This window comes from Streptosporangium sp. H13245, assembly GCF_055690525.1.
Genome location: NZ_JBSZKT010000003.1, coordinates 79,382 through 96,178, shown reverse-complemented (window position 1 = coordinate 96,178; position 16,797 = coordinate 79,382). Strand labels below are relative to the sequence as shown.

The window sequence follows — 16,797 nt, the reverse complement described above, 5'->3', positions numbered from 1 at the left end:
CCGCGATCATCGCTCGCCCTTTCTGAGCTTGGCCAGATCCGCGGCGCCGAGCATGCCGAACGCCCCGGTCGCGGCCTCCGGCTCCGGTTCCGCCGTCGCGGAGGGGCCGGTATCCGGTGTGTCCAGTACGGAGGCCAGCTCGGCCACGGTCTGGTGGGTGAACAGTCTCTGCAGGTCGAGCCCGTAGCCCAGGTCGCGCAGCCGGGCCACCACCGAGAGACTGCGGATCGAGTCACCTCCGACGCCGAAGAACCCGTCGTGACGGCCGACCTTGTCCAGGCCGAGCACGTCCTGCCACACCTGGGCGACGGCGCGTTCCGCGTCGGTGCGCGGCGGCTCCCAGGGAAGGTCGCCCCGGCCGGGCGGTGGCGGCAGGGCGGCCCGGTCGAGCTTTCCGTTGGGGGTGAGCGGGAGCGCGTCCAGCGTCACCCAGGCGGTGGGGATCATGTGCTCGGGCAGCTCGCCCCTGAGCCACTCGCGGGGATCGGCGTCCACGGTGTTCACAGGGCCCCGCGCCCCCTCGCGCCGCACCCCGTACCCGACCAGCCGGGCTCCGGCGCCGTCGTGCCACACGCCGACCGCCGCCGCGCTCAGGTCCGGGTGCCCGCCGAGTACGGCCTCGATCTCGCCGGGTTCGACGCGCATGCCGCGGATTTTGGTCTGGGTGTCGAGGCGGCCGAGGTATTCGAGTTCGCCGTCGGGTCGCCATCGGGCGCGGTCTCCGGTGGCGTACAGGCGTGAGCCGGGTGGGCCGTAGGGGTCGGGGACGAAGCGTTCGGCGGTGAGGGCCGGGCGGCCCAGGTAGCCGCGGGCCAGCTGGACCCCGCCGATGAACAACTCTCCCGGAGTCCCGACCGGGACCGGGCGCGACGCTTCGTCCAGTACGTACAGGCGGGTGTTGGCCACCGGGCGGCCGATCGGCACGACCTTCTCGCCCGGCGTGTAGCGGTGCCAGGAGACGTCGACCGCGGCCTCGGTCGGCCCGTAGAGGTTGTGCAGCTCCACCCCGGGCAGCCGCCCGGCCAGCCGCTCCGCGGCCACCGCCGTCAGCTCCTCGCCACTGCAGATCACCCGGCGCAGCGAGCGGCACTCCTCGATCCGCTCCTCCGAGGTGAAGGCGGCGAGCATCGAGGGGACGAAGTGGACCGTGGTGATTTCCCGCTCGGTGACGAGGTCGCGCAGGTAGGCGGTGTCCCGATGGCCGTCGGGCCGGGCGAGCACCAGGCGCGCCCCGGTGATCAGCGGCCAGAAGAACTCCCACACCGACACGTCGAACCCGGCGGGGGTCTTCTGGAGCACGGCGTCACTCGCGTCCAGGCCGTACGTCTCCTGCATCCAGCGCAGCCGGTTGACGATCGCCCGGTGCGACACCCCGACGCCCTTGGGCCTTCCCGTGGACCCCGAGGTGAAGATCACGTACGCGAGCGAGTCCGGCGGGTCCTCCCGCGAGAACTCCGAGGCCATCGGCGGCGTACTCCCGGGAGCCTCGCCCGCCGGGGCGGAGGGTCCGGCCACGGTGAGTTCCACGGCCCCGGCGTCGGCGAGCATGGCCTCGACCCGGCGCTCGGGCAGCCCCGGATCGAGGGGCAGGTAGGCGGCCCCGGCCTTGAGCACGGCGAGCAGCCGCACGGGCAGGTCGAGCGAGCGCTCCGCCCGTACGGCGAACACCCTCCCGGCGCCCGCGCCCGTCTCCGTACCCTCGGCCGCCCTCACCCCGGAGGCGGCGCCGTTGTTCTTGGTGGCGCGCAGCCGCGCGGCCAGCAGGTCGGCGCGGTCGTTCAGCTCGGCGTAGGTCAGCGTCTCGCCCTCGAAGACCACGGCCGGGGCGCCGGGGGTCCGCGCGGCCTGCGCCTCGACGAGACCGTGCAGCGTCTCTCCGGGCGGGTACGCGGTCTCGGTGGCGTTCCAGCCGGTCAGCACCAGGTCCCGTTCCCCGGCGGAGAGCATCTCCAGGTCGCCCACGCGGGTCCCCGGAGTGGCGACGGCCGCGCGCAGGAACGTCTCGAAGGAGGTGGCGAGCCGTTCGACGGTGTCCGGCAGGAACAGGTCACGGTTGTAGACGAACCTCGCCGCGAGGCCGTCACCGGTCTCCGAGACGTACAGCTCCAGGTCGAACCGGGTCGAGGTGGTGTCCGGCGCGAACGGCTCGACCACCGGCCTTCCTCCCCGGCCGGTCGCGGACCCGGTGCTTTCCCCAGCCGTAAACCTGGTGTGTTCCCCGGTTGTGAATCCGGGGTTCTCCTCGGTCGCGGACCCGGTGTGCTTCTTGGCCGTGAAACCGGCGTGTTCCCCGGCCGTGAACTCGGGGCTTTCCTCGGTCGCGGACCCGGTGTGCTTTTCGGTCGTGAAACCGGTCCCCGGTCCGGTCGTGGATCCGGTTACCGGTACGGGGCGCCCTCTCGGGACCGTGCCGCCCAGGTAGCTCTGCAGGGCGAAGAGCACCTGCACCACGGGCGGGCGGGTGGCGTCCCTGGCCAGGTCCAGCTCGGCGACCAGTTTCTCGAACGGCAGCTCCTGGTGGGAGTAGACCTCCAGGGCGGCGTCGCGGGTGCGGCCGAGCAGCTCGGTGAACGTGGGGTCGCCCTCCAGGCGGGCCCGGAGCGGTAGCAGGTTCACGAACAACCCGACCACGTCCTCGAACTCCGTCAGGTCGCGCCCGGCGACCGGCGAGCCCACCGCGAAGTCGTGCTGCCCCGACCAGCGGGAGAGCACGGCCTGGAACCCGGAGAGCAACGCCATGTAGAGGGTCCCGCCGCTTGCTCGCGCCAGTTCGCCGAGCGCTCCTGTGAGCCCGGCGTCCAGCCGCAGGTCGTGCCAGGCGCCACGGTGCCCCTGCCGGGCCGGTCTGGGCCGGTCGAGGGGAAGTTCGAGCGGGGGCAGCGCGGCCAGCTCCTCCCGCCAGAACTCCAGGTGCCGTTCCAGGCGCGGCCCGGCCAGGCGCTCGCGCTGCCAGAGCGCGTAGTCGCCGTACCCGACACGCGGCTCCGGACGGTCGTCACGAACGCCGTGGCCGTCACGAGCAGCACGAACGTCGCGGTCGTCGTGCCCGGAGAGCAGCTCGTTCAGCAGGATCTCCGCGGACCAGCCGTCGGCCACGATGTGGTGTACGGCGATCAGCAGCACGTGGTCCTCGGGGGAGAGCTTGACCAGGGTCACCCGGAGCAGCGGGCCGTCGCCGAGGTCAAAGGGGCGTGCCGCGTCGGCACTGACGATCCGCCGCGCCTCCGCTATTTCCGAGTGCGTCCTCGCTTTGGCTACTTCCGAGTGCGCCTTCGCTAACGCCTCCGCGTCGGCTCCCACGGGTGCCTGTGTCTTCGCCTTCGCCGCCGTTTCCGTCGGCTCCGAAACCGCCCGTACCTCCGCCACCGTCTCGGAGTCGGCCGTCGAGGCCGATCCCGACGCGGTGATTCCCGTTGGTGGGCCCGTTTCGACGACGCGGATCGCGATCCGCGCCTCCGGGGCCCCGGCCGGGACGATCCGTACCTCGGGGCGTCCGTCAGGAGAGGCGGGGAAGCGCATCCGCAGGCTCTCGTGCCGTGTCACGGCGGCGTCCAGCCTCGCGTCCAGCGCCGCGAGGTCCAGCGGTCCGCGCAGCCGTGCCGCTGCGGGCAGCACGTAGGCGCCGGTCCCGGGACTGAACTGCTCCATGAACCAGAGCCGTTCCTGCGCGAACGACAGCGGTGGCGCCGTGCCCTCCGGGCGCCGTGCCGGTCCGGGTCCCACCTCGGGACCCGTGCCGGGCCCGGCCTCCGCCAGCGCGTCCAGCGCCTGCGCCAGCCTCCGTACGGACGGGTGGCTGAAGGCCAGTTTCAACGGCAGGTCCAGCCCGGTCGCCGCCGAGAGCCTGGCGATCGTCCTGGTGGCCAGCAGCGAGTGGCCGCCGAGCTGGAAGAAGTCGTCGAGTGCCCCCACCCGTTCCACTCCCAGGACCTCGGCCCACACCGAGCACACCAGCTCCTGTGTGACGGTCTCCGGGGGCAGGTATCCCTCGTCCGAGCGGTGTTCGGGGGCGGGCAGCGCGCCCTGGTCGACCTTCCCGCTCGGCGTGAGCGGGATGTGCCCGATCTCCACCACGGCGCTCGGTACCAGGTGCGGCGGCAGCTCCGCCGCGAGAAACTCCCGCAGCTCCCCGGCGTCCGGCCGATACCCGGACCGCTCGCGGGCACCTTCCGTCCGTCCGGTGCCGCCGTCGTCCGCCCGCGCGTCGGCCGCCTGCTCACTGGCGGTCCGGTCGTGGCGTACGACGTAGGCGACCAGGCGGCGGTCACCGGGGGTGTCCTCCCTGACCGTCACGGTCGCCTGGCCCACCCAGGGGTGGGCGAGCAGGCGGGCCTCGATCTCGCCGGGCTCCACGCGGTAGCCCCGGATCTTGACCTGGCGGTCGAGGCGGCCGAGGATCTCCAGGCGCCCGTCGGAACGGAACCTGGCCCGGTCGCCGGTACGGTACAGGCGCGAACCGGCCGGACCGTACGGGTCGGGCACGAAGCGTTCCGCCGTCAGGGCGGGCGACCCCAGGTAGCCGCGAGAGAGCCCGTCGCCGCCGACGCACAGCTCGCCGGGCACGCCGACGGGCACCCGCGCGCCGTGCTCGTCCAGTACGTGGACGCGGGTCGCGGACAGCGGATGGCCCACGGTGGGCCGCCTGGACGCCTCGGCGGGGTCGAGCTCCCCGGCCGTGGCGATGATCGTCGTCTCGGTCGGCCCGTAGCTGTTGACCAGCGTGACGCGCTCGCCGTGAGCCTCGTACCAGGCGGCGAGCGCCGGTCCGGGCAGCGGGTCGGCGCCCAGGATCAGCAGGCGCAGCGCGGGCGGCCAGGAGACCCGGGCGGCGACCAGCTCCTGCCAGTAGGAAGTGGGCAGGTCCATCACCGTCAGCGACGCGCCCCGCGAGGTACGCAGGAAGTCGGGAAGCGGCTCGTCGGGGGCGAGCACCAGCTCGGCCCCCGAGGTGAGCGCCGGGTAGATCTCCTCGGCGTGCGTGTCGAAGCCCACGGAGGCGAACTGGAGCACCCGGTCGTCCGGCCGGATGCCGTACTCGGCGCGCATCCACGCCACCCGCGCGTCCAGCGCCCGCCGCTCGACCTGCACCCCCTTGGGAGTGCCGGTCGAACCGGAGGTGTAGATCACGTACGCCAGGTTCCCCGGCCCGCCGGGCCTCGTCACCCGGCCGTCACCTGCTGTCGTCCGTGCGCCGTACGCGCCGGGCTCGCTGTGCTCGCCGTCTCCGGCGGCCCCCGGGACACCGTGCCCGTCCGGCCCATGGGCATCGGCCGGTGAGCCGTATCCGGTGGGTGGGTCCTCTCCGGTGACGGGGTCGGCGACGCCGTTGAGTGGGATCGTCGGCAGGTCGCACTCCGGCAGGCCGTCCTGGGACAGCAGCAGCGCGGCCCCGCTGTCGCGCAGCATCCAGCGCAGGCGTTCGGCCGGGTAGGCGGGGTCGAGCGGAAGGTAGGCGCCTCCCGCCATGGCCGTCGCCAGCAGCGCGACGACCAGTTCGGGACCGCGCCGGGCGCACACCGCGACCACGGTCTCGGGACCGGCCCCCGCCGAGGTCAGCCGTGCCGCCAGCCTCGCGGCGCGCTCGTGCAGCTCGGCGTAGCCGAGCCGCCGGTCGCCGTGGCTGACCGCCACCGCGTCCGGCGCCAGCCGCACCCGCTCCTCGAACAGCTCGATCATCCCGGCCGGGAGAACCGGTACGGACGGGGAAACCGGTGCGGCCGGGAGGACCGTCCCCGCCGTACCCGCCGTTCCGGTCGAAGCCACACCCGTCGTACCCGTCGAAGCCGCACCCGTCGTACCCGGACCGCCCACCGCCCCGCCCGTACGCAAAGCGGTGGACAGTGACGCGGTGACCGTGGGCAGGCGGTCCTCGGGGAGCAGCATCGCGGCCCGCAGGCGGGACAGCGGGACGTCGGGGTCGTCGGCCACGGCCTCCAGGACGCGCTCGTACCTGCGCAGCATCCTGGCCACCGTCTCCGGTTCGAACAGGTCGGCGTTGTAGGACAGCAGCACGTACAGCGAGTCCGAGCGGGGTGTCACGTCGAGCATCAGGTCGAACTTGGCCTGCCGCGCGCCCGGGTCGAACACGTCGGTCTCGATGCCGGACATGAACAGCTCGGACGCCTCCTTGTCCTGCATCACGAACATCGCCTGGAACAGCGGCGTGGTGCTCAGGTCGCGCTCGACGCGCAGCTCGTTGAGCAGCCGCTCGAACGGGATGTCCTGGTGGGCGAAGGCGTCGAGCACCGTCGCCCGGACCCGTCCCAGCAGCTCCCGGAAACCGGGGTCGCCCGACAGGTCGCCGCGCAGCGCGAGCGTGTTGGGGAAGAACCCGACGATCTGCTCCAGCTCCGGGCGTTCCCGACCGGCGATCACCGACCCCACGCACACGTCGTCCTGCCCGGAGTGGGCGCCGAGCAGCGTCTGGAAGGCGGCCAGCAGCACCATGAACGGGGTGCACCGCTCGTCCCTGGCCAGCCGGTCCAGCCGGGCGGTCAGCTCCCGCCCGATCCGCCGCGCCGCGTAGTCGCCGTTGGACGACTTCACCGGCGGCCTGGGCCGGTCGGCGGGGACGTCCAGCGCGGGTGCCCCGGCCAGCTGCCCGCTCCAGTAGTCGAGCTGGCGGCGTACGCTCTCCTCGTTCAGCAGGTCGCGCTGCCAGGCCGCGTAGTCGGCGTACTCCAGCACGGGGGCGGGCAGGTCCGCCTCGCGTCCCTCCAGGCGCGCGCCGTAGCAGGCGGCGAGCTCGCCCAGCAGGATCTTCAGCGACCAGCCGTCGGCCACGATGTGGTGCAGCACCACGCACAGCACGTGGTCGGTCTCCGACATGGTGATCAGGTGGACCCGCAGCAGCGGCCCGGCCGCCAGGTCGAACGGGCGGTTGGTGAGGTCGGCGACCAGCTCGGTCGCGCGGGCCTCCCGTTCGGCGGCGGGCAGCCGGGTGAGGTCGATCAGGTCGGGCTCGACCGGCCGGGGCGGCTCGATCTCCTGCACCGGGCTGCCCTCGTGCGAGGTGAAGCGGGCGCGCAGGGTCTCGTGCCGCTCCACCAGGCGGCCGAGCGCGTACCCGAGCGCCTCGACCGAGACGTGCCCGCGCAGCCGCTGCACCATGAACATGTTGTACGAGGCGTCGGACGGGTCCAGCTGCTGCAGGAACCACAGGCGTTCCTGGCCGAACGACAGGGGTGGCGGCCCGCCGCCGTCCGCGCGCCGGGGGATGCCCGACGGCCGCCGAGGCGGCGGTTGCCGCCGCAGCCTCTCCTCCAGCGCGGCCCGTTGTTCCGGGCTGAGCCGCGCCAGCCTCGCCCTCAGGTCACTCATCCGCGGGGTCCTCCAGCGTCGCGAGCAGCGCCGCCAGCTCCTCGTCGTCGCCCCCGAGCTGTAGCTCCAGCACGGCGAGGGCGTGCTCGGTCACCGTGGTGATCTCGAAGCACCGCCGCAGCGGCATCTCCACGCCGTACGTCTCCCGGTAGCGGGTGACCAGCAGCACCGCGAGCAGCGAGTGGCCGCCGAGCTGGAAGAAGTCGTCCTCGACGCCGATGCGCTCCCGGCCGAGCAGCTCGCTCCACAGGGTGCACAGCTCGGTCTCCAGCGGGGTGCGCGGCTCCGTGTACGGCGTGCCGAGGTCGGCGCGGCCCGAGCCGGTCGGCGCGGGCAGCGCGCCCCGGTCGAGCTTGCCGCTCGGGCCGAGCGGGATGTCGTCGATCCCGACGAACGCCTGCGGGATGAGCGCGGCGGGCAGCTTCTTGGCGAGCGTCCTGCGCAGCTCCCCGGTGAGCGCCGAGGCCTCTCCCGACCAGTCGACGTAGCCGACCAGCCCGCGCCCGCCGGGGGCGTCGTCGCGCAGCGCCACGACCGCCCGGCGCACCCTGGGGTGCTCGGCGATCACGGCCTCGATCTCGCCGAGCTCGACCCGCCAGCCGTGCACCTTCACCTGGTCGTCCATCCGGCCCAGGAACTCGATGTCCCCGTCGGCGCGGACCCTGGCCAGGTCGCCGGTCGCGTACAGCCGCGCGCCGGGCGGCCCGTACGGGTCGGGCACGAACCGCTCGGCCGTCAGGCCGGGCCGTCCCGCGTAGCCGCGCGCCACCTGGACCCCGCCGATGTGCAGGTGCCCGGGTACGCCGACCGGCGCGGGCCGGAGCAGGTCGTCCAGGACGTGCAGGCGGTTACCCGGCATGGGCGGGCCGATGGGCAGCGTGTGCAGCTCGCCCACCCCCTCGGGCTCGACCCGCCAGGCGGTCACGTCGACCGCCGCCTCCGTCGGCCCGTACAGGTTGTGCAGCTCCACCCCGGGCAGCCGTTCGAAGAAGCGGGCGGCCAGGCGCGGCGGCAGCTCCTCGCCGCTGCAGATCACCCGCCTCAGCGAGTGGCACGACTCGATGCCGGTCTCCTCCAGGAACATGGCCAGCATCGAGGGGACGAAGTGCGCGGTGCTCACCGAGTGCGCCTTGATCAGGTCGCGCTGGTGGTTGGGGTCGCGGTGCCCGCCCGGCCGGACCGGCACCAGGGACGCCCCGGTGACCAGCGGCCAGAAGAACTCCCAGACCGACACGTCGAAGCTCGTCGGGGTCTTCTGCAGGACCACCTCGGCCGGGGTGAGGCCGAACCGGTCCTGCATCCAGGCGAGCCGGTTGACGATGCCTCCGTGGGTGTTGACGACACCCTTGGGACGCCCCGTCGAACCCGACGTGTAGATCACGTACGCGGCGTCACCGGGACCGGTTACCGGAAGCTCTGTTCCCGGGGGCTGCGGTCCCCAGGAGTCCGGCGCGTCCAGCAGCACCGGTTTGACGGCGCCCTCGGGAAGCAGGTCGCGCAGGTGGCGCTGGGTCAGCATCACCCGGGCCCCGCTGTCGGCCAGCATGAACGCCAGCCGCGACGGCGGGTACTCCGGGTCGAGGGGGACGTACGCCCCGCCCGCCTTGAGCACCGCGAGCAGGCCGACGACCAGCTCGGCCGACCGCTCGGCGCACACCGCCACCGGGCTGCCCCGCCTGACCCCGATCCCGCGCAGCCAGCGGGCGAGCCGGGTGGCGCGCTCGTCCAGCTCCGCGTACGTCAGCGTGACGTCACCGGTGACCACGGCCGGGGCGTCCGGGGTTCTGGCCACCTGGGCCTCGATGAGCGAGGTCAGCGTCGTACCGTCACCGCCTGCTGCCCTTTCCAGGGCGCTCATCGCGCGCCCGGGGTCCTCACCGGCGCCGAGCGCGATGACGCGGTCGCGTTCCGCGGGAGTCAGCAGCGGCAGCCGGGAGATCGGCGTCCCCGGGGCGGCGACCGCGGCCCCGACCAGCGTCTCCAGGCAGGCGCCGAACCGCTCGATCGTGGACCGGTCGAACAGGTCGGTGCTGTACTCCAGTCGGGTGTGCAGCCGCCCCCCGCGCATGTTGAGGTCCAGCTGCAGGTCCACCTTGGCGGTGCCGTTGGCGATCTGGCCCTCGTTGGTGTCGCCGGCCAGGTTGAACATCACCTGGTAGATCGGCGGCACGCTCAGGTCCCTGGTCGGCTGGAGCGCCTCCACCAGCCGCTCGAACGGCAGCTCCTGGTGGTCCAGCGCCTCGGCGACCGTGGTGCGCACCCGGCCCGCCGCCTCGGCGAACGTCGGGTCGCCGGTCAGGTCGGCGCGCAGCGCCACGGCGTTGACGAACATGCCGATGACGGGTTCGGTCTCCGGCAGCAGCCGCCCCGCGATGGGGGTGCCCACCACGACGTCGTACTGACCCGACCAGCGGGCCAGCACGGTCGCGAACGCGGTGAGCATGACCGTGAACAGCGTCGAGTTCAGGTCCTTGGCCAGGCGCCCTATCCCGGCCGACACCTCCGGGGAGAACGCGCCCAGCTGCATCTCACCCCGGTAGGACCGGCTGCGCGGGCGCGGCCGGTCGGCGGGCAGGGCGAGGTCGGCCGGGATACCGGCCAGCCGCTCCCGCCAGTGCGCCAGCTCCTCGTCGACGAACTCCCCGGTCAGCCGGCCCCGCTGCCAGACGGCGAAGTCGGCGAACTGGATGGGCAGCTCCGCCAGCTTGGGCTCGCGCCCCTCGCCGATGGCGTCGTAGCACTCCTCCAGCTCGTTGACGAAGATGTGGCTGGAGACGCCGTCGAACAGGGTGTGGTCGAACACGCAGATCAGCCGCAGGTCGTCGTCGGCCATCCGCACCTGCCGCAGCCGCCACAGCGGCGCCTGGTCCAGGACGAACGGCGTGACCGAGTCCGACTTGGCCAGCCGGGCGAGCTCGGCCTCGCGCAGGTCGGCGGGCAGGTGGGTGAGGTCGGTCTCGGTGACCCGCACCGGGGGGACGGCGCCGCTCACGATCTGCACCACCTGGCCGTCCCTGAACTCGAAGACGGTGCGCAGCACCTCGTGGCGGCGTACCACGTGGGCGGCGGCGGCCTCCAGCCGGCGCGGATCGACCGGCTGGCGGGCGCTCATCGGCATGAGCATGCCGATGTTGTAGACGGCGAGCTCGGGCTCGAAGCGGGCGAGGAACCACATCCGCTCCTGCCCGGAGGAGGACGGGAAGATGTCCACCACCTGGTCGGTCATCCCGCGTCTCCCGCTTTCATCGCCTCGCGCAGGCTGCGCGGACGCATGTCGGTCCAGACCTGCTCGATGTGGGCCAGGCACTCGTCCTTGGTGCCGGTGAAACCGGCGTCGTGCCAGCCGTCCGGGTTGTCGCGGCCCGAGGGCCAGATGGAGTACTGCTCCTCGTCGTTGAGGACGACCTTGGTATCGGGGACGGGTTCGCTCACTGCTGCTCACTCCTGCGGGGAAGGCGGGGGATCATGGTCTGGTTCGCGGCCGGGGCGGTCTCCGTCGCCGGCGCGGTGGCGCGTGCCTGCTCGATCAGCGAGGTGACCCCGGCCACCGTGGGCTCCTCGAAGAGGCTGCGCATCGGCAGCCGGACGCCCAGCTCCTTGCGGATGAGGGCGATGAGCTGTACGGCGATCAGCGAGTTGCCGCCGAGCTCGAAGAAGTCGTCGTCGACGCCGATGCGCTCGCCGCCGAGCACCTCGCTCCACAGCCGGGCGATGGCGGTCTCGACGTCGCCGCGCGGCGCCACGTAGTCGTCGGCCGCCGCGCCGCCGGGACGGGGACGGTCCGACACGGCGGCCGGGTCCAGCTCCGTCTCGACCGTCTCCTGGGTGACCGACCCGACACCGGCCAGGTAGGCGGCGACCGGGGTCGCGGCGATCACCACCTGCGCGCCGAGGGGGGTGGCCAGCAGCCGGTGGAACGCCTCGGCGCCCTCGGCGGGGCGGATGCCGACCGCGTCGGGGCCTCCGGCGGTCGTCGCGACCTGGCCGCCCTGGTCGGGGACGGCGACCGTGGCGGCCCGCTGGGCTCCGGCGTCGGCCGTCACCCCGGCCACCACGGCGTCGGTGTTGATGCGGCGCAGCACGTAGTCGGAGATCTCGGTGACGATCACACCGTCGGAGTCGATGAGCGTCACGTCGACCGCCAGCACCTCGTCGGTGCCGCTGTCGCGGAAGCGCATGTGGCTCCAGAACCTGCCGGGCAGCCGGTCCCTGACGGTGATGCGGCCGTAGCCGAGCGGCAGGTAGTGGCCGACGACGTCGACCCAGGTGAAGGAGGTGGCGCTGTCGAGCAGTGCCGGGTGCAGGCCCCAGCCGCCCAGGTCCTCCGACAGCTCCCCGGGCAGCTCGAACAGCCCCAGGGCCTCGTTCTGGCCGATGTACCACTTGCTCATGTGCCCCCAGTGCGGGCCGAGCGTCAGCAGCCCGGACAGCGGCACGCCGCCCTGCTCGTCGGTCGCCGGGGTGCAGCGCTCGATGATCGCCGCCACGTCGGCCTGCCCGGCGGGCCCGGGGTCGACCTTGGCCGCGGTGCCGCGCGCGTGGGTGCGCTGCTCGCCGCCGATGAGACTGCGCACCTGGAAGTCCGCGCCGTCCGCCTCGGTGCTGAACGTCACCCGTACCTCAGCGGAGGCGCCGTCGGCCACCGACAGCGGCTCGACGAACACCACGTCGCGCAGTTCGACGGCGCCGGGGCCGGGAAGCACCGCCTCGCTCGCGCAGCGGGCCAGCTCCAGGTGGCCGGTACCCGGGAACACCGGCACCCCGGAGATGCGGTGCCCGTCGAGCGCCCAGTGGGTGTCGGGGGAGAGGCTGCCCCCGGCCCAGCCGAGCCCCTCGCCGTCGGCCTCGTGCCAGGCCGACAGCACGGGGTGGTCGACGGCCCTGATCCGGTCGCCGCGCTGCAGCGCCACGAACCCGGCGGGCGCGGCGACCTCCGCCGCCATGCCGACCTCAAGCCACTTGCCCCAGTTGGCGGAGACGACCGTGGCCGCTCCCCAGCCGTGCTCGCCCCTGGCGTGCGCGTCGAGGAAGTTGTTGGCCGCGCAGTAGTCGACCTGGCCGAAGCCGCCCGCGACCGCGGTGATCGACGAGCAGAGCACGACGGCCTCCAGGTCGAGGTCGCCGAAGGACTCGCGCAGCGCGAGCGTGCCGACCACCTTGGGCGCCAGCACCTCCTCGGCGGCGGCCCGCTCCTTGATCTCGGCCATGCCGCCGCCGGGCAGTCCGGCGGCGTGCACGATCACGTCCACCCGGCCGAACCCGGCGATCGTCTCCTCCCGCACCCGGCGCATGTCGGCGGGGGAGGTGACGTCGGCGGCGAGCACCAGGACCTCGGCCCCGGCCTCCTCCATCCTGCGGATCGCGGCGATCGCCCGGCCCGCGCGGCCGGTCTCGTGCGCGTCCCACTCCGCCCGGTCCGGCAGCCCGGCCCTGGACAGCAGGACCAGCCGCACCCGGGCCCGCGCGGCGAGGTCCTCGGCGAGCGAGATGCCGATGCCGCCCAGGCCGCCGGTGATCAGGTAGACCTGCCCGTCGCGGGGACCCGCCCCGATCGCCCCGGCCGTCCCGGTCGTCTCCGCGGAGGCCGGGGGCACCTCCAGTTGCTCGTAGTGCTGCAGCCAGCGGCGGCCGCCCCGGATGCTCACGGTGGGCAGCAGCCCCGCCTCGTCCGGCTCCGGCCTCCTGCCCAGCTCCGCGGCGGCGTGCCTGATCCAGTTGCGCCCCTCGACGTCGACGTGGCGCACCCGCAGCCACGGGGTCTCCAGCGGCACCACCCGGGGGAACCCGGCGAGGGTCGCGTGCTCCGGGCGGAGCAGGTCGCCGCCGGTGACGTCCTGGGCCCCGGAGGTGAACAGGGTCAGCTCCACCCCGTCGGCGGGCTGCGCCGAGGTCAGCGCCTGCACCAGGGCCAGCACGCTGAAGAAGCCCCGGTCCTGGGCCTTCCAGGTCCCCTCGGTCCCGGCGGCGGGCTCGGCGCCGACGGTCCACGCGTGGACCACCCGCCCCGGCACCTCGCCCACGGCCGACAGCAGCGCGTCGTAGTCGGCGCGCTCGGAGGGACGAACGGTGTAGACGCCGTCCGGGCTCCCCGGGCTCTGTGAGGAGAACCCGTCGCCGGGCCGTACCTCGATCACCTCGGCCCCCGTCGCGCGCAGCGCGTCCACCAGCCCGGCCGAGCCGTCGTCGGCGAACACCAGGGCCCGGGTGACCGGCGACAGCGGCGCCGGTCCCGGCGGGACCTGCCGCCACACCGGCACGCTGAACCAGCGGTCCAGCGGCAGGTCGTCCTCGACCGGCGCGGGGTTGGCCACGCCGCCGACGAACGCCCCCCGCGGGTCGGGGTCGATCCAGGCCCGCTGGCGCTCCCACGGGTAGGTCGGCAGCGAGACCCGGTGCCCCTCCTCGCCGAACGCCTCCAGCGCGACGCCGTTCACCCACAGGGTGCCGTACGCGGCCGACAGCACGGCCACGTCGCCCCCGGTGTCCTTGGGGCCGGGCAGGGAGGGCAGCGGCGCGACCGCGCCCGGCGGGGTCTGCGCCCTGGCCAGCCCGGCGAGCTGCTTGCCGGGGCCGCACTCGATCATGATCCAGTCGCCCTCGGCGAGCAGGGCCGCCACGCAGTCGCCGAACAGCACCGGCTCACGCATGTGCCGGGCCCAGTACGACGGGTCCGTCGCCTCGTCCGCGGTGATCCAGGTGCCGGTCACGTTCGACAGGAACGGCAGGTTCGGCGCCGACCGCTCGACACCGGCGACCAGCGCGCGGAACTCGCCCAGGATCGGGTCCATCATCGAGGAGTGGAACGCGTGCGAGGTACGCAGCTCCATCCTGCCGATGCCCTCCTCCTCCAGCATGGCCGACAGCTCGGCGATCGAGGCCGGGGGACCGGCCACCACGCACGTCCCGGGGCCGTTGACGGTCGCCACCGACACGTCGTCGGGCAGCAGCGGCCCGATCTCGTCCGGCGCGAGCTGCACGGCGAGCATCGCCCCCGCGGGCATGCCCTGCACCAGACGTCCCCGCGCGGCCACCAGCCGCAGCGCGTCCGGCAGGCTGAAGACCCCGGCCACGGTCGCCGCGACGTACTCGCCGATGCTGTGGCCGATCATCCCGGCGGGCTCGGCGCCCAGCGAGCGCCAGAGCGCGGCCAGGGCGTACTCCACGGTGAACAGGGCGGGCTGGGTCAGCTCCGTCCGCCGCAGCCGCTCGTTCGCCTCCTCGCCGGTGGCGAAGATCAGCTCACGCAGGTCCTCGCCCAGCACGGGCCGCAGGATCTCGGCGCATTCGTCGACCGCGTCCCTGAAGACCTCCTCGGTGCGGTACAGCTCGGCGCCCATGCCCGCGTACTGCGAGCCCTGCCCGGAGAACAGGAACGCCGGGCGCGGGGTGCGCCGGGAGGCGGCGCCGGAGATCGTCCGCTTGGGGTCGCGGAGCGCGGCGATCGCGCCGGTGACGTCGGAGGCCACCACCGCGCTCCTGCGCGACAGCTCCCTGCGCCCCACCCGCAGGGTGTGGGCGACGTCGGCCAGCTCGGCGTCGGGGTGGGCCTCCAGGTGCGCGGCCAGGCGCCCGGCGGCGGCTGCGAGCGCGCCGTCGGTCCTGCCCGACAGCCGCAGCAGGTGCGCCGGGCGGGGCTCGCGCCCCTCGCGCCTCTCGCGCTCCTCGCGGGACGGTACCGGAGCCTCCTCCAGCACGATGTGCGCGTTGGTGCCGCCGATGCCGAACGAGCTGACGCCCGCCCGCCGGGGGAAGCCGTTGCGCTCCCACTTGGTCGGCGTCCCCGTCACGTAGAACGGGCTCCGGGTGAAGTCGATCTTCGGGTTGGGGCTCTCGTAGTGCAGCGTGGGCGGGATCAGCCCGTTCTCCAGGGCCAGGACCGCCTTGATGATGCTCGCGATGCCCGCCGACTGGCCCAGGTGACCGATGTTGCTCTTCACCGACCCGATGCCGCACCACTGGGTGTCGTCGGTGTCCTGGAGGAACACGCTGCTCAGCGCCGCGACCTCGATCGGGTCGCCCAGCGCGGTGCCCGTGCCGTGCGCCTCGACGTAGGTGATCGTGCGCGGGTCGACCCCGCCCACCCCGAGAGCCTGGGCGATCACCGCGGCCTGGCCGTCCATGCTGGGCGCGGAGAAGCCGACCTTGCTCGCGCCGTCGTTGTTGATCGCGTTGCCCAGGATGACCGCCCGGACGTTGTCGCCGTCCTCGATCGCCTCCGACAGCCGCTTCAGCACGATCACGCCGCCGCCGCTGCCCCAGATCGTCCCGGCCGCCTTGGCGTCGAAGGCCCGGCAGTGGCCGTCGGGGGAGACGATGCCGTCCTCGTCGTACACGTACCCCTGGCCCTGCGGCAGGTCGAGCATCGCGCTGCCCGCCAGGGCCATGTCGCACTCGCCGTTGCGCAGGGCCTCGGCGGCGACGTGGATCGCGACCAGCGAGGTCGAGCACGCGGTGTGCAGGGTGTAGCTCGGACCGCGCAGGTCCAGCTTGTACGACGACAGCGTGGCGCAGTAGTCGACGTGGTTGCCGACCATGACGGCGAGCCAGCCCGCGTTCGCGTGGGCCTGCGCGTTGCTCCTGATGTTGATCCACTGGTAGAAGTCCGAGCCGGAACCGGCGTAGACGCCGATCTCGCCCGGATACCTGAACGGGTCGTAGCCCGCGTCCTCGAGGGCCGTGTGCGACAGTTCGAGGAAGAGCCGGTGCTGCGGGTCCCGGATCTCCGCCTCCCTGATCGACATGCCGAAGAACGCGGCGTCGAACCCCTGGTGGTCGTCGAGCATCATCGCGGCCGGTACGAAGTCCGGGTCGTCGAGGATGTGGTCGGGCACGCCGAGCGCCCGCTGCTCCTCGCGGGTGAAGTGCGTCAGCGACTCGACCCCGTCGGCGAGGTTGCGCCAGAACTGCCCGGCGTCCCCGGCGCCCGGCACCCGGCACGACAGGCCGATGATCGCTATGGGTTCTACGGTGGGCTCCTCGGCCATGCGGAGGTCCCTTTCTTCCATGCCTGGCGCGGTCGGCGCCGATGCGGGGGGGTGGACGGATGTCAGCTCGGTTTCCGGTACGGAAGGTCGCGCGGGTGGCGACCCGATCACCGGCTCGGTCGTCGGATGGGGCACCGGCCGGGTTCGCGCTCCGGAAGGTCGTGCGGTCGCCGGTTCGATCTCGGGCGCGAGGGGGTGGACGGGGCTCGGTCCGGTCGCGAGGGCCGGGGCTGGGAGGGACGTCGGTTCGGATGCGCGGTCGGGTGCGAAACCCGGCTCGGATTCGGCTGCGGGGCCAGGTCCGGTCTCGGGTTCGGGGTCCGGCTCGAATTCGGCTGCGGGGCCGATTCCGGTCTCGGGTGCGGGGGCGGTTTTGGGCTCGGACTCGGCTGGGGGGTCGGGTCCGCTCTCGGGTGTGGTTGCTGGTTCGGGGTCCGGCTCGGACTCGGCTGCGGGGCCGGTTCCGGTCTCGGGCGAGGGGGCGGATGCGGAT

At 73.6% G+C, this 16,797-nt stretch carries 4 protein-coding genes; all 4 read right to left on the bottom strand.

Features of this window, described 5'->3' with window-relative positions; genetic code table 11:
* Positions 1 to 6: 6 nt before the first annotated feature.
* The 4 genes from ACW9TB_RS07380 to ACW9TB_RS07365 are packed head-to-tail and all read right to left on the bottom strand — an operon-like array spanning position 7 to position 16,325.
* A complete protein-coding gene (locus ACW9TB_RS07380; RefSeq protein WP_472747177.1) occupies positions 7 to 7,320 on the bottom strand; it encodes an amino acid adenylation domain-containing protein in 7,314 nt (2,437 codons plus the stop codon).
* Positions 7,313 to 10,546: a non-ribosomal peptide synthetase gene (locus ACW9TB_RS07375; RefSeq protein ID WP_472747176.1), complete on the bottom strand. Its 3,234-nt coding sequence runs from the start codon at positions 10,544 to 10,546 to the stop codon at positions 7,313 to 7,315. Before ACW9TB_RS07375 ends, ACW9TB_RS07380 begins: the two co-directional genes overlap by 8 nt.
* The gene (locus ACW9TB_RS07370) at positions 10,543 to 10,752 is read right to left on the bottom strand and encodes an MbtH family protein (protein ID WP_472747175.1); all 210 of its coding nucleotides are present in this window, start codon (positions 10,750 to 10,752) and stop codon (positions 10,543 to 10,545) included. Before ACW9TB_RS07370 ends, ACW9TB_RS07375 begins: the two co-directional genes overlap by 4 nt.
* Complete coding sequence (locus tag ACW9TB_RS07365; RefSeq protein ID WP_472747174.1) at positions 10,749 to 16,325, bottom strand: type I polyketide synthase; 5,577 nt, start codon at positions 16,323 to 16,325, stop codon at positions 10,749 to 10,751. The genes ACW9TB_RS07370 and ACW9TB_RS07365 overlap by 4 nt, the downstream gene beginning before the upstream one ends.
* Between the last annotated feature and the right edge of the window lie 472 nt (positions 16,326 to 16,797).

Coding starts and splice junctions, on each gene's coding strand:
- ACW9TB_RS07380 (WP_472747177.1), bottom strand. CDS start 7,320: ATGAGTGACCTGAGGGCGAGGCTGGCGCGGCTCAGCCCGGAACAACGG.
- ACW9TB_RS07365 (WP_472747174.1), bottom strand. CDS start 16,325: ATGGAAGAAAGGGACCTCCGCATGGCCGAGGAGCCCACCGTAGAACCC.
- ACW9TB_RS07375 (WP_472747176.1), bottom strand. CDS start 10,546: ATGACCGACCAGGTGGTGGACATCTTCCCGTCCTCCTCCGGGCAGGAG.